4 protein-coding genes (1 of these 4 cut by a window edge) are annotated in these 23,182 nt (G+C 70.7%); all 4 read left to right on the top strand.

Translation table 11 applies throughout. The features are described 5' to 3' along the window. Tightly spaced (each overlapping or abutting the next), the 4 genes in view from ALI144C_RS41240 to ALI144C_RS41225 form a layout consistent with a single transcriptional unit that may run on beyond the window. Positions 1–1,627, top strand: partial view of a non-ribosomal peptide synthetase gene (locus tag ALI144C_RS41240; protein ID WP_076992630.1) — the final stretch only. It extends 8,153 nt beyond the left edge of the window; only the last 1,627 of its 9,780 coding nucleotides appear in the window; the start codon falls outside the window, past its left edge; it ends in the stop codon at positions 1,625–1,627. Continuing rightward, the gene (locus ALI144C_RS41235; RefSeq protein WP_076992629.1) at positions 1,624–15,129 is read left to right on the top strand and encodes a non-ribosomal peptide synthetase; all 13,506 of its coding nucleotides are present in this window, start codon (positions 1,624–1,626) and stop codon (positions 15,127–15,129) included. The genes ALI144C_RS41240 and ALI144C_RS41235 overlap by 4 nt, the downstream gene beginning before the upstream one ends. Next, a complete protein-coding gene (locus ALI144C_RS41230) occupies positions 15,114–21,122 on the top strand; it encodes a non-ribosomal peptide synthetase (RefSeq protein ID WP_076992628.1) in 6,009 nt (2,002 codons plus the stop codon). Before ALI144C_RS41235 ends, ALI144C_RS41230 begins: the two co-directional genes overlap by 16 nt. Beyond that, positions 21,119–23,182, top strand: a complete 2,064-nt coding sequence (locus ALI144C_RS41225; protein WP_076992627.1) for a multicopper oxidase family protein — start codon at positions 21,119–21,121, stop codon at positions 23,180–23,182. Before ALI144C_RS41230 ends, ALI144C_RS41225 begins: the two co-directional genes overlap by 4 nt.

The raw sequence follows: 23,182 nt of genomic DNA, 5'->3' as shown, positions 1-23,182 counted from the left end.
CTGCGTCACCGAGGCCGAGGCCGCGCGGATCCTGCGCGTCTACACCGACCAGGTCGAACTGTGTGCGGCCGGGCTGCACCGCAGGATCGAAGGGCTCCCGGTCGCCAAGGCCGTCACGCGGGCGCGGGCCGTGCCCGGCGACGCCCGCCCGTCCACCGACGGCGAAGCCACCCTGGTCGAGCTGTTCAAGCAGGTCCTCGACCTACCGGCGGCTGGGGCCGGTGACAGTTTCTTCGCGCTGGGCGGGGACAGCATCCTCGCGATCCAGCTGTCGGCGAAGGCCCGGACGGCCGGGCTGAAGTTCACCGCGGCGGATGTCTTCGAACACAGGACCCCGGCCGCGCTCGCGGCGATCGCCACCGCGCCCACGCGAACGGCACCCGAGCAGGACGACGCCGTGTCGGGACTGACCCCGATCGCGTACTGGCTGCTGGACCAGGACGGGCCGTACGAGACCTACAGCCAGCGGATGCTCGTCCGGCTCCCGGAAGGCGCGACCGCGCAACGGGTTCAACAGGCGATCGAGAAGGTGGTGCGACGCCATCCGATCCTGTGCGCCCGTCTGGTGGACCGGTCGCTGGAACCCGGTTACGGCGAGGTGCCCCAGGTGGACGCCGGTGCGGGCCTCGACCCGGCCAACGGCGTGATGACCGCGTGGGTGCTACGGCCGGACGGCCTGATGATCACCGTGCACCACCTCGTGATGGACGGCGTCTCGTGGCGGATCCTGCTGCCCGACCTGGCCGCCGCCTACGACGGCGAGGAACTCGCCCCGGTGGGCACGTCCTACGCGCGCTGGACCGAGCTCCTCGCCGCGGAAGCACACCGCCGTGCGGGCGAGACCGAGCACTGGACGGCGGTGCTGGACACCCGGCCGCTGCTGCCGGTGGGCGACCGGTCCGGTGACATCGCCGCCAACCAGCGAGAACTCACCGCCGAACTGTCCGAAAAGGACACGGACGCGCTGACGCGGGAGGTCACCGAGGCCTTCCACACCGGGCCGGAGGAGGTCCTGCTCAGCGCGCTCGCCCTGGCGATCGGCGAGGCCGTGCCGGTGATGCTCGAAGGCCACGGCCGGGTCGACGAGGAGTTCCCCGGCACCGACACCAGCCGGACGATCGGCTGGTTCACCACGATGTACCCGGTCCGGCTCGACGTGGGCGGACTGGACGTGCCCGACGCGGTCAAGCGCGTGAAGGAAACCCTGCACGCCACACCCGGCAAGGGCATCGGCTTCGGCCTGCTCATGCGGGACGCGCCCGTGCCGCAGATCCGGTTCAACTACCTCGGCAGGTTCACCGCGGGCGCGGGCAGACCGTGGCAGCCGGTGGACGCGACCGAGCCGCTGTCCGGGGACGTGCACGACCGGATGCCGATCCCGTTCGCGGTGGACATCACGGTCGCGGCCGTCGCCGGGAGGCTGCGGATCAGGTGGGCGTGGGCGCCCAGCGTGCCTGAGGAGATGGTGCACGCCTTCGCCGATGCGTTCCGGGCGCAGTTGCTGCGTTTGGTGCGCAGCGTCCGCGACGACGGCGCGGGCGGCCACACGCCGTCCGATTTCGGTTTGATCGACGACCTCACCCAGGACGAGGTCGACGAGTTCGACGAGCTCTGGAGGACCTCGTGAGCGCCACGCCCGGCCTGTCGGACGTTCTGCCGCTGTCGCCGCTGCAACAGGGCTTGATGTTCTGGGCCTCCTACGGCGGCGCGGCCGGTGATGTCTACACCGTGCAGAAGACGCTGGACCTGGAAGGCCCGGTCGACCCGAAGACGCTCAAGGCCGCCGCCGAGGCGCTGCTGCGCCGGTATCCGAACCTGCGCGCCGGGTTCCGGCTGCGCCGCTCCGGTGAGCCGGTCGCGCTGATCCCGGCCGAGGTCGACCTGCCGTGGGCCGAGATCGAGGTGAGCGACCCGGCCGAGGTCGCGGCCGCGGTGGCTGCCGAGCGGGCGAAGCCGTTCGACATGGGCCGTCCGCCGCTGGTGCGGTTCCTGCTGGTCAAGCGTTCGGACGACGAGTTCACCCTGGTGTTCACCCACCACCACATCCTGCTCGACGGCTGGTCCGCGCCGCTGCTCGTGCGTGAGCTGTTCGAGCTGTACGCGGCGGCGGGGTCGGACGTCGGCATGCCCGCGCCCGCCCGGTTCCGCGACCACCTCGTCTGGGTGTCCAAACAGGACAAGGCGAGGTCGCTCGCGGCCTGGAACCGCTACCTGGACGGCGTCACCGAGCCGACCCTGGTCGCGGCCGGGCACGACCTGCACGCCCGCAGCGAACCGGGCGAGGTCACCACCTGGCTCGACGAGGCAACGACCACGGCTGTGCAAGCGCTTGCGCGGCGCTGCGAGGTCACCGTGAACACCGTCCTGCAGGCGGTGTGGGCGTTGGTCCTGACCGAACTGACCGGCCGCGCGGACGTCACGTTCGGGCTCACCGGCTCCGGCCGGTCCACCGGCCTGCCGAGGGCCGAGGAGATCATCGGCCTGCTGATCAACACCACCCCGGTGCGCGTCACCGTCCGGCCAGGGGAGTCGGTCGCGTCGCTGCTCGGCCGGATCCAGGCGGGTCAGTCCCAGCTGCTCGCGCACCAGTACCTCGGTCTCGCCGACATCCAGTCGGGCCGGGTCGACGGTGAGCTGTTCGACACGTTCACCGTGCTGGAGAACTACCCGATCGACACCGAGGAACTCGACCGGCTCGGCGAACGCGCCGGGTTACGGGTGTCCGCTGTGGACGGCAACGACGGCAGCCACTACCCGCTCGGCGTGGTGGCCACCCCCGGCGAACGCCTGCGCCTGGACATCCGCCACCGCACCGAGATCGTCCCCGCCGAGCTGGCGCGGCGCGTGGCGGACCGGGTCGTCGCGCTGTTCACGGCCATGGCCGCCGACCCCGACCGGCCGGTCGGCCGGATTCCGGTCGTGTCGGCCGAGGAGCACACCGACCTGGTCGAGACCCGCAACCAGACCGCGACGGAGGTCCGTGGCACCACGTTCGGCGAGCTCGTGCGGCCGTCGGCCGACCCAGCGGTGATGTTCGAGGGCACCCAGCTGACCTACGACGAACTCGTCAGCCGCGCCAACCGCCTGGCGAACTACCTGCTCAGCCGCGGAGTGGAGGCCGAGCAAGCGATTGCTGTCGTGCTGCCGCGCGGAATCGAGCAGGTCGTGGCGATGCTCGCGACCCTCAAGGCAGGCGCGGTGTACGTGCCGGTCGACGTGGCGTACCCGGCCGAGCGGGTCACGCTCCTGCTGTCGGACGCCCGCCCGGCGCTCGTCCTGACCGAGGCCGAGCACCTCGACGTCCTGCCCGGCACGGCTCCGGTCGTGCTGCTCTCGGACGTGCCGGACGGCTCCGACGCGGAACCGTCCGTCCACATCAGCCCGGACAGCGCCGCGTACGTCATCTACACCTCGGGTTCGACCGGCCGTCCCAAGGGCGTTGTCGTCACCCACCGGGGACTGCCCAGCCTCGCGCACACGGTCGCCGAGCACTTCCGGCCACGGCCGGGCGATCGCGTGTTGCAGTTCGCCTCACAGAGCTTCGACACGTCCATCTGGGAACTGCTGATGGCGCTCGCCACCGGGGCGACGGTCGTCATCGCACCGCCCGAGCGCCGCCTCGGCAGCGCGTTGCAGGACCTCATCGCCGAGTACGGCGTCACACACCTGACCTTGCCGCCCTCGGCACTGGCCGATGTGGACACCGCTGCTGTCCCGTCGGACGCCGTGGTGATCGTGGCGGGCGAGGCGTGCCCGCCGGAGCTGGCGCGGCGCTGGGTGGACGCCGGACACCGGCTGTTCAACTCCTACGGCCCCACCGAGACCACAGTGGACGCCACGCTGTGGCAAGCCGACCGCGAGGGCACAACGGGTTCGGCCCTGCCGATCGGCACACCGGTGCACAACACGAGCGTGTACGTCCTCGACGGCCTGCTGCGGGTCGTCCCGGTCGGCGCGGTCGGCGAGCTGTACGTCGGCGGCACCGGCCTGGCCCGCGGCTACTCCGGCAACCCCGGGCTGACCGCGACCCGGTTCGTGGCCAGCCCGTTCCAGCCGGGCGCACGCCTGTACCGAACCGGTGACCTGGTGCGCTGGCGCACCGACGGTCAGCTGGAGTTCGCCGGGCGCGCGGACCACCAGGTGAAGATCCGCGGGTTCCGCGTCGAGCCCGGCGAGGTCGAGTCGGCGCTGCTCGCCCAGCCGGGTGTGCACGGTGCGCTGGTGGTCGCGGACGAGCACGAGTCCCTGGGTACCCGGCTCGTCGCGTACGTCGTGGGCGTGACCGCGGGCCTGCACGACCAGCTGAGCCGCTCGCTGCCGGAGCACATGGTGCCGTCGGTGTTCGTCGAGCTGCAGTCGTTCCCGTTGACGCCCAACGGCAAGATCGACCGCGCCGCACTGCCCAAGCCCGCGTCGAGCACGGTGGCCGGGGCCAGGGTGGAGGCCGACCCGCGCCTGAGCCTGATGTGCGGCGTGTTCGCGGCCGTCCTGGAAGTGCCGGAGGTCGGCGCGGACGACAGCTTCTTCACCCTCGGCGGCCACTCGCTGCTGGTGACCAGGCTGCTGTCGCGGATCGGCGCGGTCTTCGGCGCAACCGCCGCGATCAGGGACGTGTTCGAGGCGTCCACCCCACGCGGCCTGCTGCGCCGGTTGGCCAAGACCGAGCGGCCCGCGCTGGTCCGCACGGACCGCTCCGGCCCGTTGCCGTTGTCCTACGCCCAGCGCAGGTTGTGGTTCCTGCACCGGCTCGACGGCCCGAGTTCCGCGTACAACATCCCGTCCGTGCTGCGGCTCAGCGGCGAGCTGAACGTGCCCGCGCTGCGGCGCGCACTGTCCGATGTGGTCGAACGGCACGAGAGCCTGCGCACGGTGTTCACCGAGGAGGCACAGGTCGTCCTGCCTGCTGGTGAGGTCCCGTTCGAGTTCGCCGAGACGACCGATGACGAACTGCCGGACGCGCTGCGCGCCGCCGCCGAGCACGGGTTCGACCTTACGAGCGAGATCCCGATCCGGGCGACGGTGTTCAAGGTCGCCGACGGCGACCACGTTCTGCTCGTGCTGATGCACCACATCGCCGGTGACGAATGGTCAGTCGGCCCGCTGTTCTCCGACCTGCGGCACGCCTACGAACAGCGCCGCCACGGCCGTTCTCCACAGTGGACTCCACTGCCCGTGCGGTACGCGGACTACGCCATCTGGCAACGCCAACAGCTGGACGTCTCCGCGCAGGTCGACTACTGGCGGCGGCAACTCGCCGGTGCGCCGGAGGAACTCGTCCTGCCGTTCGACCGGCCACGGCCCGACATCGCCAGTGACCACGGCGGCTACCACTTCTACGAGCTGTCCGACGACGTCCACCAGGCGCTGGTGAACCTGGCCAGGGACAACGACGTCACCGTGTTCATGGTCGTGCAGGCGGCCGTCGCCGTACTGCTGTCCAAGATGGGAGCCGGACAGGACATCCCGCTCGGGTCGCCGATCGCGGGCCGCGGTGACGCGGCCCTTGAGGACCTGGTCGGGTTCTTCGTCAACACGCTTGTCCTGCGCGTGCGGACCGACGGCGACCCGACGTTCGCCGAACTGCTGCGCCGGGTCCGTGAAGTGGACCTGGCCGCGTTCGAGCACGCCGACGTCCCGTTCGAGCGACTGGTCGAGGTGCTCAGCCCGACGCGGTCGCTGTCGCGCAACCCGCTGTTCCAGGTGATGGTCACCCACCAGCACGACCTCGACCTGGACCTCGGGGTCGGCGGCCTGGTCAGCCAGGCGCTGCCGTTCGGCTTGGACAAGGCCAAGTTCGACCTGACGTTCAGCTTCTTCAGCACCGCGGGCACGCTCGGCGCCGGGATCGAGTACGCGACGGACCTGTTCGACGCCGAGACCGTCGCCGACCTCGCCGAGCGGCTGACCGCCCTGATCGGCGCCATGGTCACCCGGCCGGACGAGCCGATCAGCGCGCATTCCGTTCTGCTGCGGGCCGAACGCGTCCCGGAACCGCAGGCGCACGTCGACGGCCCCCTTGTCCCGGAGATGTTCCGGCTGTCGGCTGTGCGGAACGCGGGCCGGATCGCCATCGACGGCGCGCTGTCCTACGGGCAGCTGACCAAACGCGTCGGGCAGTTGGCGCGGCTGCTGATCACGCGCGGCATCGGCCCGGAGGCCGTGGTCGGCCTGGCGTGCCGCCCGTCCGCTGACCTCGTGATCGGACTGCTCGCGATCCTGGAGACGGGTGCCGCCTACCTGCCGCTGGACGTCGAGTACCCCGAGGCACGGCTGCGCCTGATGCTCGACGACGCCCCACCGCACCTGGTCCTGACCAGCGGCGAGTTCGGCCTCTGGACCGGTCCGACGCTGGCGCTGGACGACCAGACCACCCTCGAGCAGCTCGCGGACCTGCCGGGCGGGCGCGTCACCGATGAGGAACGGACCTCCCCGCTCAGCCCGAAGCACCCGGCGTACGTGTTGTTCACGTCCGGCTCGTCGGGCCACCCCAAAGCGGTCACCGGCACGCACGGCGCGTTGGCCGCGCGGCTGGCGTGGGGACAGCGCGTGCTCCCGGTGAGCGTGCAGGACGTGATCGTCGCCAAGAGCTCGATCAGCTTCGTCGACGGCAGCACGGAACTGCTCGGCGCGCTGCTCGGTGGCGCGCGGGTCGTGCTCGCCGATTCGGCGCAACGCCAGGATGTGCACGCGTTGGCTGATCTGGTCGTACGACACCACGGCAGCCGGTTGACGCTCGTGCCGAGCCTGCTGCAGGCGTTGCTCGACGCCGACCCGGGCAAGCTGGAGTGCGTCCGCGTCTGGATCTCCAGCGGTGAGGCGCTGCCCGCCGCGTTGGCCGACCGGTTCCGCGCGGCACTGCCCGCCGCGCGGCTCGTGGATCTCTACGGTTGCTCGGAAGCCGGTGGCGACAGCCTGATGTCCGAGGGGACCGGCTTCGCACGGACTGTCGACGGCACCACGGCGTACGTCCTGGACAACACGCTCTCACCAGCGCCGACGGGTGTGGTGGGCGAGCTGTACCTAGGCGGCGCCGGGATCGCGCGGGGCTACAAGTCAGCCTCGCTGACCGCGACCCGGTTCGTCGCCGGGCCGAACGGCACCAGGCTGTACCGCACGGGAGATCTCGCGCGACGCGACCGCGACGGCGTGCTCACTCTGCTCGGCCGGGCCGACGACCAGGTGAAGGTCCGCGGTGTGCGGATCGAACCGGCCGAGATCGAAGCGGTGCTGACCAGTGTGGACGGTGTGACCGCCGCGGCGGTTGTCGCCCGGGGCCATGAACTCGTGGCCTACGTGGTCGCCGACGACATCGCGGCGGCCCGGACCGCCGCGCGTTCGGTGCTGCCGTCCGGCCTCGTGCCGACCTCGTTCGTGGCGGTACCGGAGATCCCGTTGCTCCCCAACGGCAAGACCGATCGCGGGGCGTTGCGGGACATCCAGGCCACCGCCGAGGCGCCCGCCGGGGCAATGGCCGGTACCCGGGAAGAGGTCCTCGCGCAGATCTTCGCCGGGGTGCTCGGGCTCGGCTCGATCGGGCTCGACGACAACTTCTTCGACAACGGCGGGCATTCGCTGCTGGCCACGCGGCTCGTGTCGCGTATCCGTGCGGTGTTCCGGCGTGAGGTGTCACTGCGCACGGTGTTCGAGGCGCCCACAGTCCGCGCGCTGGCCGGGCACCTCGACGAGCAGACCACCCGACCACTGCTCGTGCCCGCGGAGCGACCGGCTTTGATTCCGTTGTCGTTCGCCCAAAGGCGACTGTGGTTCCTGGACAAACTGGAAGGGCCGTCGGCGGCGTACACGATCCCGTTCACCGCGCGGTTGCACGGCGACGTCAACATTCAGGCCCTGCGCGCTGCGGTCGGCGACGTCATGCAGCGACATGAGAGCCTGCGGACCGTGTTCGTCGAGCAGGACGGCGAGCCGTACCAGCGCGTTCTGCCGTTGGACGAGATCCCGTTCCGGGCACGGCACGCCGGGCCGGAATCGGTCCGCGAATGCCTCGCCCGCACGTTCGACCTGGCACGCGACCTGCCGATCCGGGTCGAGCTGATCAGCGACTCCCGCCGGGACCACGTTCTCGTCGTCGTGCTGCACCACATCGTGGCCGACGCGTTGTCGGCCGGGCCGCTGTTCGGTGACCTGTCGAGGGCGTACGCGGCTCGGCGGGCGTCCGAAGTGCCCCAGTTCGAGCCGTTGCCCGTGCAGTACGCGGATTACACGCTGTGGCAGCGTTCGCTCGACAGCCAGGAACAGCTCGAGTACTGGCGCGACCAGTTGGCCGGACTGCCGGAGGAACTGGGCATCCCGACCGACCGACCGCGTCCGGCCAAAGCCTCCTACCGCGGCGGTTTCGTCGAACGGGACATTCCCGCGCCCCTGCACGCTGCCGTGCGTGGGCTGGCCGGACGGACCGGTACGACACCGTTCATGGTGTTGCGCACCGCTGTGGCCGTGTTGTTGTCGAAACTCGGTGCGGGCTACGACATCCCGTTGGGCGCGCCGGTCGGCGGCAGGCCCGATCCGGCGTTGGAGGACATGGTCGGGTTCTTCGTCAACACCGTGGTGCTGCGGACGGACCTGACCGGCGACCCGTCGTTCGACGAGCTCCTTGGCCGTGTCCGGGACACCGACCTGGCCGCGTACGCGCACCAGGACGTGCCGTTCGAGCAGCTCGTGGAGGAACTGGCGCCCCGGCGGTCACGGGCGAGGCACCCGCTGTTCCAGGTGATGGTCAACCACCAGTACCGGCAGTTGCGCGCACCGGAACTCGTGGGGCTGACGGCCGAGTCGACAGCGGTGGCACCGGACGCGGCCAAGTTCGACCTCGGGTTCGCGTTCGAGGAGCTCCCCGGCGTCGACGGGTTGACCGTGTCGGTGAACTACGCCTCGGACCTGTTCGACAGGTCCACAGTGGACGTGATGGTCTCGCGGCTGCTGCTGGTCATCGAACAGGCGGTGGCAGGTGTCCGATTGTCCTCAGTGGACGTGCGCCTTCCGGCGGAGCGGCCGTCCGCCGGTGCCGGGCGCGCCGTCGCACCCGGCACCTTGGTCGACCGCCTGCACACGAACCGGTCGGACGCGGTCGCGCTGGTCCACGGCGACCGGCAGATGACCTACGACGAGCTTGTCGAGCGCAGCGGCGCTGTCGCCGCGTACCTCGCGAAGTGCGGGGTGGGGCCGGAAAGCGTGGTCGCGGTGGCCATTCCGCGTTCGATCGAGCTGGTCGTGGCGTTGTGGGGCGTACTGCGAGCCGGTGCGGCATACGTTCCGGTCGACCCGGACTACCCCGCCGAGCGCCGCGAGCTCATCCGGTCCGACTCAGGTTCCGTGCTGACGCTGACCGCCCAGGAGATCCGCGGCGCGGTCGGCGACTGGACGGATCAGGAGATCCACCCGGACAACGCCGCCTACGTGATCTACACGTCCGGGTCGACCGGGCGGCCCAAGGGCGCGGTCCTGACGCACCGGGCGATCGTCAACCGGCTCGAATGGATGGCCGCCGAGTACGCCATCACCGGCGCCGACCGGATCCTGCAGAAGACCCCGGCCGGGTTCGACGTGTCGGTGTGGGAGTTCTTCCTGCCTGCCTTCACCGGCGCGGCGCTCGTGCTCGTCGACCCGGGCGCGCACCGCGATCCGGCTTCGATCTCCGACGCGATCACCCGCAACGGTGTGACCGTCGCGCACTTCGTGCCGTCGATGCTGCGAGTGTTCCTCGACGCCGGTGTCGCCGCGCCACTGCGTTTGCTGTTCACCAGCGGCGAGGCGTTGCCCGCGGACGTCGCCGCTCGCTGCCGTGCACAGCTACCGGCCGAACTGCACAACCTCTACGGGCCAACCGAAGCAGCGGTGGACGTCACCCACTGGCACGTGGTCGCGGACGGGCCGGTGCCGATCGGCCGCCCGGTGTGGAACACCCAGGTGCACGTGCTCGACCAGGCGCTCAGGCCGGTCCCGGCCGGGGTGACCGGTGAGCTGTACCTCGGTGGTGTCCAGCTGGCCAGGGGCTACCTGGCCAGGCCGGGCCTGACGGCGAGCCGGTTCGTGGCGGACCCGTTCGGCGCGGCGGGTGCACGGCTCTACCGGACCGGCGACCTCGTCCGTTACCGGGCCGACGGCGCCATCGAGTACCTGGGCCGCAACGACGACCAGGTGAAGCTCCGCGGCATGCGCATCGAGCTCGGCGAGGTCGAAACGGCGTTGCTGGCGCAGGACGGCGTGCGAGCCGCTGTGGCGGTCGTGCGCGACGACCGGCTCATCGGCTACGTCGTCGGCGAAACCGCCGGTCTGCTGACCGCGCTCGCCGAGCGGCTGCCCGAGCAGCTGGTGCCGTCGGCGATCGTCCCGCTGGACGAAATCCCGTTGCTGCCCAACGGCAAGGTCGACCGCAAGGCGCTGCCGGAGCCGCGGGCGAACACAGGCGACGGCGCGCTGCGTGACCCGGCCGAGGAGCTGCTCGCCGGGATGCTGGCGGAGCTGCTGGGCTTGCGCTCGGTCGGTGCGGAGGACGACTTCTTCGCCCTCGGCGGGCATTCGCTGCTCGCTGTGCGGCTGGTGTCCCGGATCCGGACGGTGTTCGGCGCCGAGTTGACCATTTCCGACGTGTTCGACGCGCCGTCCGTGCGCGGCCTCGCGGCCCTGCTCGGCCGCGAAGGCGGTCGGCCCGCGCTCGTCCCGGCCGCCAGGCCGGACCCGATGCCGCTGTCGCCCGCGCAGCAGCGGCTGTGGTTCATCCACCGGATGGACGGCCCGTCGCCGACGTACAACGTGCCGTTCACCGCCCGGCTCAACGGCCCACTGGACCTGGAAGCACTGCGTGCCGCGGTCACCGACGTGGTGGAACGGCACGAGATCCTGCGCACGGTCTACCCCGACACCGCCATTCCCACTCAGGTGGTGAGCACCGGGCAGGTGCCGTTCGACGTGGTGGCCACGAACGAGGCCCTGCTCCCCAGGCTGCTGGCCGAGGCGTCACGCCACCCGTTCCGGCTCGCCGAGGAACTCCCGATCAGGGTGACGGTCTACAAGCTCAGCGACAGCGAGTACGTGGTGCTTGTGCTGGTGCACCACATCGCGACCGACGAGTGGTCGGCGCGGCCGTTGTTCACCGACCTGGCGACCGCGTACGGCGCCCGGCTCGACGGTTTGGCCCCATCATGGCCCGCGTTGCCCGTCCAGTACGCGGATTACGCGCTGTGGCAACGTCAACTGCTTGACTCACCGCTGTCCCAGGCGCAGCTCGACTACTGGCAGGACACTCTCGCCGGTCTGCCGGACGAGCTGAACCTGCCCGCGGACCGCCCGCGCCCGCCGACTGCCTCGTACGAGGGTGAAGAGGTCGAACTGCGGCTGCCGGACGACGTCGCCGCGACTGTTCGCCGGGTGGCGGCCGAGCACGGCGTCACGGTGTACATGGTGGTGCAGGCGGCGGTCGCCGTGCTGCTGTCCAAGCTCGGCGCCGGGGAGGACATCCCGCTCGGCACGCCGATCGCGGGCCGGACCGACCCCGCGCTGGACGACCTCACCGGGTTCTTCGTCAACACGTTGGTGCTGCGGACGTCCACGGCGGGCAACCCGACCTTCGCCGAACTGCTCGCCCGGGTCAGGGCGACCGACCTCGGCGCGTTCGGGCACGCGGACCTGCCGTTCGAGCGGCTCGTCGACCACCTGTCGCCGGAGCGCTCGATGTCCCGGCACCCGCTGTTCCAGGTCGTGGTGACCCACCGGATGCTCGACGAGGACGACCTCGGCCTGCCGGGCACCACGACGTCCGCCTACGAGCCCGGTCTCGTCGTCGCCAAGTTCGACCTGACGTTCACCGTGCGGGAAACCGTCGGCCACGACGACCTGTCGCTGGCGTTGACCTACGCGCTGGACCTGTTCGACCCGTCGACCGGCTCGGCACTCGTCGAGCGCCTGGGACACGTCCTGGCCGCCCTGTGCGCCGACCCGGTCGCCCGGTTGTCCGCTGTGGACGTGCTGACCGACCACGAACGCGAACTCGTGCTGTCGCGGTGGAACTCCACCGCCGAGCCGGTGCCGGACCTGATGTTGGCCGGGCTGTTCGAAGCGCAGGTCGACGCGCGGCCGGACGAGCTGGCACTGGTCGACGGCGACCGCCGGTTCACCTTCGCCGAACTGGACGCGCTCGCCAACCGGCTGGCACAGCGGATCATCGAACGAGAACTGCCGCCGGAGTCGTTGGTGGCGATCGCGTTGCCGCGCTCGGCGGAGTTCCTCGTCGCGATGTTCGCGGTCGCCAAGGCCGGTGCCGCGTACCTGCCGGTCGACCCCGGACACCCGGCCGCCCGCGTGCGGCATGTCCTCGACGACGCCCGACCTGCGCTGGTGATCGCCAAGGAATCCCTGCCGGGCACGGAAGCCGTGCCGCTGCTGCCGGTGGCCACGGCCTGGCAGGACGGGCCCAGCGACCGCCCACGAGTGACGATCCGGCCGGACGCCCTGGCCTATGTCATCTACACGTCCGGTTCGACGGGACGGCCCAAGGGCGTGGCGATCCCGCACAGCGGCCTGCCGAGCCTGGTCCGGACCATGGCGGGTGGATCGGAGAGCGGGCCGGGCAGGCGCGTCGGCCAGTTCGCGTCGTTCTCCTTCGACGTGTCCATGGCCGAGATGAGCATCTCGATCCTGTGCGGCGCGGCGATGTTCTTCCTGCCGGAGCACGCGCGGGCCGGTGCGGAACTCGGGCGGTTCGCCACCGCCAACGACCTGACACACCTGGTGATCCCGCCGTCGGTGGTGTCGTCGCTGCCGGACACCTCGGTACTGCCCAAGGACCTGACGCTGATCGTCGGCACCGAGGCTCTGCGGCGTGACCTCGTGCACGCGTGGGCGGGCGGCCGGATCTTCCTCAACGCGTACGGCCCGACCGAGTCCACAGTGAACTCGACGCTCTGGCGCGCCGAGCCGGACTGGGCCGCGCCGGTGCTGCCGATCGGCGTGCCGGACGTGAACAAGAAGGCCTACATCCTCGGCCCGGACCTCAAGCCGGTCCCACCGGGTGTCACCGGTGAGCTGTACCTCGGCGGTGCGGGCCTGGCCCGTGGCTACCTCGGCCAGCCGGGGCTGACGAGCACGCGGTTCGTCGCCAACCCGTTCACCCCGGGCGAGCGGATGTACCGCACCGGCGACCTCGCCCGCTGGACGCCTCAGGGTTTGATCGACTACCTGGGCCGGGTCGACGAGCAGATGAAGGTCCGCGGCTACCGGATCGAACCGGCCGAGATCGAGGCCGCGCTGATCGACCTGCCCGCGGTGAAGGCGGCCGCGGTCGCCGTGCGGGAGTCCACGGACGGCAGGCACGCGCTCGTGGGTTACCTCGTCTCCGACACCCGGCTCGACACGGCCGCCGTCGCCGAGGCCGTCGCGCAGGTCCTGCCGGAGTACCTGGTCCCGGCCCAGTGGATGCAACTGGAGTCGTTGCCGCTGAGCGTGGCCGGGAAGCTCAACCGGGACGCGTTGCCGACACCGGACTTCGCCCGCCCGGCCGAGTCGGCGCTGCCCGCGGAGGGACGGCGCGAGGAGATCCTGCTGCGGCTGTTCCGCGACCTGCTCGGCCGGGACGACATCGGCGTCGGCGACGCGTTCTTCGAACTCGGCGGCGACAGCATCCTGTCGATCCAGCTGGTGGCCAGGGCACGCGAGGAAGGTCTCGCGCTGACACCCCGCAACGTGTTCGAACGCAAGACAGTCCGCGATCTGGCGGTGGTCGCGACGGACCTCGCCGGGCACGGGCCGGACGTGCACGACCCGGGCACCGGCTCGGTCGAGCCGACGCCGATCATGCGGCGGTTCCTGACCCGGCACGTGGCCGTGGAGAAGTTCGGGCAGTCGATGCTGCTCAAGCTGCCTGCCGGGATCGACCCGGTCCGGCTCGACCTGGCGCTGCGGTCGGTGCTGCGGACACACGACATGCTCCGCGCACGGCTCGAACCGGGGCTGGGGATCGTCGTACCGGAGGAGATCCCGGACTGCCTGCGGGTGATCCGGGTCGCGCCGGGCGAGCAGCCACCCCGTGCGGAGTTCCTGGCCGCGCGGGACCGGCTCGACCCGTGGCGCGGCGCGATGGTCCAGGCGGTGTGGTTCGACCACGGCGCGCACGCGCCGTCCGAGCTGCTGCTGTTGGTCCACCACCTGGTGATGGACGGCGTGTCGTGGCGAATCCTGTTGCCCGATCTGGAATCCGCGTACGCGGGTGCCGAGCTCCGCCCGGTCCGTACCTCGTTCCGCACGTGGGCGGCGGGCCTGGCCCAAGTGTCCAAACAGGATCAGGAGCCGTACTGGCGTTCGGTGCTCGGCGACGGGCCCGCGCCGGTCGGCAGCCGCCCGTTGAACTCCGGCGACACGATCGCGACCCTGTCGCGGATCAGCCGGGTGATGGACGTCGGCGAACTGGTGACGACAGTGCCCGGCAAGCTGCGGGCGACCGTGAACGACGTCCTGCTGACCGGGCTCGCCATCGCCGCCCGAAGCTGGACCGGCCACGACGACCTGCTGCTCGACCTGGAAGGACACGGCCGCCAGCAGGACCTCGTGCCCGGCGCGGACCTGTCGCGGACCATCGGGTGGTTCACCACGATCTACCCGGTGCGCCTGGCGAGCGCCGGGATCGACGTGGCCACGGCCGAACGGGACCCGGCGCGCGCGGAAGACGTGCTGAAAGCCGTGAAGCAGCACCTGCGGCAGGTCCCCGACGACGGAATCGGCTTCGGCCTGCTGCGGTCGCTCGAGGACGTCGCGACGCCGTCGATCGCCTTCAACTACCTCGGCCGGATGAGCGCGGGCACCGCGACCGACGGCTGGCAGACCGAAGGCGGGCTCGGCGGCACGGTCGACGAACACCGGACGGCCGAGCACGCGCTGGTCATCGACGCCACCGCGTCCGCTGACGGCCAGCAGGTACGCGTCGAATGGGCGTACGCGTCCGGCGTGCTTACCGAAGCCTCGGTGGCCGAGTTCGCGGCCCTGTGGGAACGGGCGCTGCGGGCTGTCGTCGCGGCCGCGGACCTCCAAGGCGCGGGTGGCTACACCCCGGCGGACGTGCCGCTGGCGCGGTTGAACCAGTCCCAGCTCGACAAGATCCAGGCGAAATGGGCGAAGAAGTGAGCATCGCGGACATCCTGCCCCTGTCACCGCTTCAGGAAGGGCTGCTGTTCCTCAGCAGCTACTCCAGCGAGGGCGACGACCCGTACACCGTGCAGCTCTCGGTCGACCTGAGCGGAGACCTGGATCCCGCGCGGCTGCGGGACGCTGTGCGGTCGCTGCTCGACCGGCACCCGAACCTGCGGTCCTGCTTCTGGTTCGAGGACCTCGACCACCCGGTCGCGCTCGTCCCGGAATCGGTCGACCCGCCGTGGACCGAGCTGGACCTGACCGGCCTGCCCGACCCGCGCGGCGAGGCCGACCGGGTCGCCGCGGCCCAGCTGGCCACCCGGTTCAAGCTGGACGAGCCGCCGCTGTTCCGGTTCCACCTGCTGCGCCTGGGGCCCGGGGAGCACCGGCTGGTGATCACCAGCCACCACATCATGCTGGATGGCTGGTCCAACGCGTTGCTGGTCCGTGAACTGCTGGAGCTGTACCGCGGTGTCGGGCTGCCGCCAGCCGCGCAGTACCGCGACTACCTGGCGTGGCTCGACGGCAGGGACAAGGCGCAGAGCGTCGAGGCGTGGCGGCAGGCCTTGTCGGACGTGAAGTCCTGTACGCCGTTCTCCGGCGCGCACACGCCCGGCCCGGCCGATCGGCGGTCCGTCGTGATCGACGACCACGTGGTCTCGGTGGCTCGTGAGCGCGGCCTGACGTTCAACACCTTGCTCGCGGGGGCGTGGCTGACCGTTCTCGGCGAGTTCGCCGGGACGTCCGACGTCGTGACCGGGCAGGTCGTCGCCGGGCGGCCACCCGAGGTGCCCCGGGTCGGCGAGATCATCGGTCTGTTCATCAACACCATCCCGGTCCGCACGCGGCTGCGGCCCGACGAGCCGTTCATGGACTTCCTGACCAGGCTGCAGGACGAGCAGACCGCGATGCTGGACCACCAGTACATCGACCTGCCCACGGTCACCAGGACCGTCGGTGAGGGCGAACTGTTCGACACACTGCTGGTCATCGAGACGTACCCGATCGACGAGCAAGCACTGGAGCGGTCCGAGAGCGGCACGGGCCTGCGGGTGGAGCGGATGTCCGGACAGGACGGCACGCACTACCCGGTGATGCTGATGGTCAGTCCGGGCGGCGGCCGGATCAGGCTGGACCTGAAGTTCCGCACCATCGACGCCGCCACCGCCGACCAGCTGCTGGCCCGCATGAAGACAGTGCTCGCGACCGTAGTGAACGAGCCCGACACCCCGGTCGGCCGGATCACCCGGGCACGGACGATCGTCCCGCATGAGCCGGAAACCGTCGAATTCCCCGAGGTCACCGGCCTCGTCGAGCGCACACTGCGTTCGGAGCCGGACACACGGGCGCTGCTCGCCGACGGTGTCTGGCTGACCCGCGGCGAACTCGACGACCGCTCCTCAACCATGGCCGCCGCACTCGCCGAGCGTGGCATCGGTCCGGAATCCGTTGTGGGACTGGCCACCGGCTACTGCGCGGACCTGGTCATCGCACTGCTGGCCGTGCTCAAGGCAGGCGCCTGCTACCTGCCGTTGGACCTGCGCTACCCGGTCGAGCGGCTGCGTTACATGATCACCGACGCGAAACCGGCCCTACTCCTCACCACCGGCCCCCTCCCCACCGAACTCCAAAACCTCGCCCCAGAACTGCCCGTGAGTGTTGATCCGGGTTCTGACCCTGGTGAACATCCACGAGCTCTACCTGGGCATCCGGCTTACGTTGTTTACACGTCGGGGTCGACTGGACGTCCCAAAGGGGTGATCGGTACCCGGCTTGGGCTGGCCAACCGGTTGGAGTGGCTGCGACGGCGTGAACCGCTGGGGCCACGGGACCTGGTGCTGGCCAAGAGTTCCATCAGCTTCATCGACGGCACGACCGAGCTGCTCGGCGCGTTGACCGCCGGGGTGCCCGTTGTGTTGGCGTCCGATGAGGACCGGCGCAACCCGTTGGCGTTGGCCGGTCTGATCGCGGAGCACAAGCCCACCTGGGTCACGGGCGTGCCAAGCCTGTTGCAGGCCATGGGGGACAGCGCGCCCGAGAAGCTCGGGTCGGTGCTTACGTGGATCTCCAGCGGCGAGGCGTTGACCGCGGCGCACGTCTCGTCGATCCCGTCCGGCCGGGTCGTCAACCTCTACGGGTCGTCGGAAGTCAGCGGCGACAGCCTGTACTGCCGGGACGCGCGCCAGTCGCTCGCGTTGGGCGTGCCGATCGCGAACACCGAAGCACGGGTGCTCGACGGCTGGCTGCGGGAAGTCCCACCGGGTGGGTTGGGGGAGTTGTACATCGGCGGGCTGGGGCTCGCGCGCGGTTACCTCGGCGACAAACGGCTGACCGCGGCCCGGTTCGTGGCGGACCCGTTCGCGGCGGGCGAGCGGATGTACCGCACCGGCGACCTGGTCCGGCGACGCACGGACGGTTCGATCGACTACCTGGGCCGCACCGACTACCAGGTGAAGATCCGGGGTTTCCGCGTCGAACCGGCCGAGATCGAATCCGTCCTCGCCCGGGCCGACGGTGTGCGGGCGGCCGCGGTCGGAATCCACCGGCGCGCGGACGGGCCAGCCCGGATCGTCGCCTACCTCGTCGGTGACGCGGACGTCGAGGCGGTCCGTGCTACCGCCGCCGAGCACCTGGCCGAGCACCAGGTGCCGTCGGTGTTCGTGCGGCTGGACGCCCTGCCGACGACCCCGAGCGGCAAGATCGACCGCAACCGGCTGCCCGAACCGGACCTGAGCCTGCTCAGCGGCGGCGACCGGCCGCGCAGCGCGGACGAACGGACCCTCGCCGGGATCTTCGCCGACGTGCTGGGGCTCGACCAGGTCGGCGTGCACGACGGGTTCGCCGAACTCGGCGGCGACAGCATCGTGTCCATCCAGGTGGTCAGCAAGGCGCGGGCGGCCGGGTTCGCGCTGGACCCCAAGGACATCTTCGAGTACAAGACCGTCGCGGCTTTGGCCGTGGCAGGCAAGCGTGTCAAGGAGAGCCGGACCAGCACCGGTTCGCTCGACGCGTGGCGCCTGCGGTACGGCGACGACGTGCTCCCGGCGACTCCGCTGCAACAAGGCATGGTGTTCCTGTCCGGCTACGACGAAACCGGTCCGGACATCTACACCATGCAGCTCGTGCTCGATGTGGACGGTGCCGTCGACGCGGATCGGCTGCGGGCCGCCGCGCAGCGGGTGGTGGACCGGCATCCCGCGCTGCGGGCCGGGTTCGAGCAGCGTGACGGCCAGGTCGTCCAGGTGATCGCGTCCGATGTGCCCGTGGAATGGACGTTCCGTGAAGTGTCCACAGTGGAAGAAGCTGACCGGGAAGCCGGAGCCGAGCGGGACAAGCGGTTCGACGTGGCCAGGCCGCCGCTGGTCCGGTTCCTGCTGCTGCGGCTGACGGACACGCGGCACCATTTGGTGATCACCAACCACCACACGATCCTCGACGGCTGGTCCGTCCCGTTGCTGGGACGCGAGTTGTTCGCGACCTACGCGGGCATCGAGCCGACCGTCCCGGACGGTTACGTCGGCTACCTCGAATGGCTGGCGGGTAAGGACAACGACGCCGCCGAAGACGCGTGGCGCACCGCGATGGACGGCGTCAACGGCCCGACGCTGCTGGCCCCGGCTGGCTCGCCGTCGTCCGGCGGCGCCGAGTTGTTGCCGTTGGACCTGGCCGACGACCTCGCCACCCGGCTGACCGCGTTGGCACGCAGGTGCGGCGTCACACTGAACACTGTCCTGCAGTTCGCCTGGGCCGTTGTCCTCGGCAAGGCGACTGGCCGCGACGACGTGGTCTTCGGGGCGACGGTGTCGGGCCGCAGCGCCGACCTGCCCGGTGTGGAGTCCGTCCTCGGCCTGATGATCAACACGATTCCGGTGAGGGTGCCGCTGCCGCCCGACGTCACGGTCCAGGACGCGCTGTCGGAACTGCAACTGGCGCAGGCAAGGCTGATCGAGCACCAGCACACCGGGCTCGCCGAGATCCACCGGCTGGCCGGGCACCGCGAACTGTTCGACACCCTGCTGGTGTTCGAGAGCTTCCCGGTCGACGAGGACGCGCTCGAAGCCGCCGAACGCGCGGGCGGCCTGGACGTCGAGGTGGCCGGTGGCCTGTCGCTGACGCACTACCCGCTGACCGTCACGGTGTTCCCCAACGCGGGCTTGCGGATCGTGCTGGAGTACCGGCCGGACCTGTTCACCTTCGCACAGGCGGACGGGCTGCGCACCCGGCTGCTCGAGGTGATCGAAGCCATGGTGGACAGCCCTCGGCGGCTGATCGCGACCCTGCCTGCCGCGTCCCGCGCCGAGCAGGAACTGGTGCTGGTCGACTGGAACGACACCGGGCAGCCCGCCGGACCGTTGCTGCCGGAGCTGTTCGCCGACCAGGTCCGCCGCAACCCGGACCGCCCTGCCCTGGTCTGCGGGACCGAGGTCAGGACGTTCGCCGAGGTCGCCGCCGATTCCGAACGGCTCGCCGCGGCTCTCGTCGCCTGTGGAGCGGGGCCGGAGAAGGTCGTAGCGGTGAGCCTGGACCGGTCGGTTGCCGCGATGACGGCGATGATCGCGGTCCTGCGCGCGGGCGCGGTGTACTTGCCGATCGACCCGGACTACCCGGCGGAACGAATCCGCGAGATGCTCACCGACGCCGCTCCGGTCGCCGTCGTCAGCGACCGCGACTTCGGGACCGTCCGACCGGACTCGCCCGGCGCGGACGTCGCACTGCCCGAGGTACACCCGGACAACCCGGCGTACCTGATCTACACATCGGGATCGACCGGGAAACCGAAGGGCGTCCTGGTTTCCCACCGGTCGATCGCCAACCTGTTCCACAGCCACCGCCGGGCGTTGTACGACCAGGTCAAGGAGCGCACCGGGCGTGACGCGCTGCGTGTCGCGCACGCGTGGCCGTTCGGGTTCGACGCCGCATGGCAGCCGCAGCTGTGGATGTTCGACGGGCACGCGGTGCACATCGTGCCGGAGGACCGCCGCTCCGACCCCGTGGCGCTCGCGAAGATCATCACGGGTGACGGCATCGACTTCATCGAAGTGCCACCGGTGATGCTGGCGCCGCTCGGCGACCTCGGCGCGTTCGACGGGTTGTCGCTGATCGGGTTCGGCGGCGACGCCGTGGCCGAGGCCCAGTGGCGTGACCTGGCGCTGCCGGGCGTGAACCTCTACGGCCCCACGGAGTGCACGGTCGACACGCTCGCCGCGTTCGTCGGTGACAGCGAACGGCCGCTGATCGGCAAGCCGGTCGACAACGCCCGCGTCTACGTGCTCGACGCGAACCTGGCGCTGCTGCCCCCTGGCGTCACGGGTGAGCTGTACATCGCCGGAGCCGGGGTCGCCCGTGGCTACCTCGGGCAGCCGGGGCTGACCGCGGACAGGTTCGTCGCGGACCCGTTCACCCCGGGGCAGCGGATGTACCGGACAGGGGACCTCGTCCGGTGGACGCCGACCGGCTCGATCGACTACCTCGGCCGGGCCGACGGGCAGGTCAAGATCCGGGGCTACCGCGTCGAACTGGGTGAGATCGAGGCCGCGCTGGCCGAGTACGTTTCCCAGTCGGTGGTGGTCGCCGTGGACGGCAAACTCGCCGCATACGTGGTCGGTGACGTGACGGGCCTGCGGGCCGCGCTCGCCGCCAGACTGCCCGAGTTCATGGTGCCGTCGGCGTTCGTCGCACTCGACGAGCTGCCGCTGACCAGTCACAGCAAGGTCGACCGAGCTCGGTTGCCGCGCCCGGAGTTCAGCTCCGGTGTGGCCTACCGGGAGCCGGAAACGACCGAGCAGCAACGCTTGTGCGAGGTCTTCGCGGAGGCGCTCGGGGTGGCCAGGGTGGGCGTGGACGACGACTTCTTCGTGCTCGGCGGCGACAGCCTCGCGTCGATGCGCGTGATCAGCCTGGCCGCGCGAGCGGGGATCACTCTGGCGCCCAAGGACATATTCCAACGCCGGACCGTCGGCGCCTTGCTGGAACAGGAGAATCGATGACGACACCGGGCGAGAACAAGCGCACATGGTCCCGGCGGCGGCTGCTCGCCGGGACGGCGGCGGCAGGCGTGGTGATCCCGACCGTCCTGCCGAGCGGACCGCTGCCCGCGTTGGCCAAGCTCGTCGCCGGTGACACCCCCGAAGGTGCCGGGGAGGTCGCTGCCGAGGCTCGGAAGATCGTCGTGTCCCCGCAGTCGCCGCCGATCCCGGGACGCGTCAAGCGCGTGGCGTACCAGCAAGCCAAGCACCCGCACCCCGTCGAGCCGTTCCGCGACCCGCTGCCGATCCCGCGGACGTTACGACCTTCACCGGGCGACGTCGGCGAGATCACCGTGCGGATGCGGACCGCGAAGGCCAAGCTGCACTCCCAGTTGCCGCCGACCACGATCTGGGGCTATGAGGGCGGCGTGCACGGCCCGGTCATCGAGGCCCGCCGTGGCCGCAGGCTCCGGGTCCGCTGGGCCAACGAGCTCACCGGCAAACTGCCGCTGCTCGCGGTCGCGCCGATGATCCGGCAGGCGGACCCGCCCCTGTGGGACCGTCCCGGCCGCGACGACGCGCCGCTGCTGCCGGACGTGTCGAACCTGCCGCCGTGGGTGGTGGTGCACCTGCACGGCGCGGAAACCGGCCAGGGCAACGACGGCTGGCCGGAAGCCGGCATCTCGCCCGGTGACGTCCAGGTCGCGGAGTACGCCAACAACCAGCGCGCGACCACGCTCTGGTACCACGACCACGCCATGCCGATCTCCCGCTGGACCACGATCGCGGGCCTGAGCGGCCTGTACGTCATCCGCGACCGCTACGACGACGCGTTGCCGTCCGGCCGTTACGAGATCCCGCTCGTGTTGTGCGACCGCAACTTCGACCTGGACGCCCAGGGCAAGCTGACCGGTGACCAGCTGTACAAGACCGTGCTGTACACAATGGACCCGGAGATCCAGGCGACGTCGTTCTCCGGCCCGTTCACGTCGGTCAACGGCGTGATCTGGCCGTACGCCGACGTCGAGCCGACCTGGTACCGGCTGCGCCTGGCCAACGTCGCGAACGTCCGCCCGTACAACCTGCAACTGCAGTTCGAGGACGGAAAGCCCGTCCCGGCCGGTGTCATCAAGCTCGTCGGCACCGACGGCGGCCTGCTCCCGGCGCCGGTGGCACAGGACGGCCCCCTGTACCTCGCGGCGGCCGAACGCGCGGACCTGCTTGTCGACTTCGGTGCGTTGCGCGGCAGGCGCGTCCGGCTCGTGAACACCGACTACGACCCGGGCCCCTGGCCGGAGGTGATGGAGTTCCGCGTCGGCGGGCGCACCGGCGGGCACTACCGCGTGCCGTCCAAACTGGACACGTCGTTCCCGCGGCCGCCGAAGCTGGACTCCGCACCGCACCGGATGATCGTGTTCCCGCCGCTGGGCACGGGGCAGATCGAGCAGTGGGAGATGACCGAGATCCCGGCGCCGCCGCCGGGCCAGTTCCCGATCGACGGGATCGTGCAGGTCAAGGGCGAGGACGGCAAGGTCCGCACCTACCAGCGCGTGGCACGGACCTTCGCCGACCCGGTGAAGTTCATGGTGGAGACGGGCGCGTGGGAGAAGTGGTCGTGGCTCAACCTGGACGTGGCGGGCTGGCCGCACCCGCAGCACATCCACGCGACCCACTTCAAGGTCCAGTCACGGCACACCTACAACGTGGCCGACAAGTTCGGCTTCATCCACGACGACAAGGGCCGGACCGTCGGCGGCGGAACAGTGGCCCCGGTGGAGTACGTCGCGGCGCAGCAGTTGACCGGAGTCGAGGGCGGCTGGAAGGACGTCGTCCAGGTCAACAACGGCGAACTGGTGACAGTGGCGGCGCACTTCGAGCACAGCGGCCGTTTCCTGCACCACTGCCACATGCGTGACCACGAGGACATGGGCATGATGCGCCCGTTCGTGGTGATGCCTGCCGAGGTGATGAAGATCGAGATGCGGGGTGGTCACCCGATGGCCCACCCGGAACCTGCCACGGCGAAAGCCGTACCCAAGCAGGACGGCCCGGCCACGCACACGCACGGCGGCCACCGGTAG

Origin of the sequence: Actinosynnema sp. ALI-1.44 (assembly GCF_001984155.1) — a bacterium.
Lineage (GTDB): Bacteria > Actinomycetota > Actinomycetes > Mycobacteriales > Pseudonocardiaceae > Kibdelosporangium.
The sequence above is the reverse complement of the archived record's forward strand: the minus strand, read 5'-3'. Positions and strand labels throughout refer to the sequence as shown.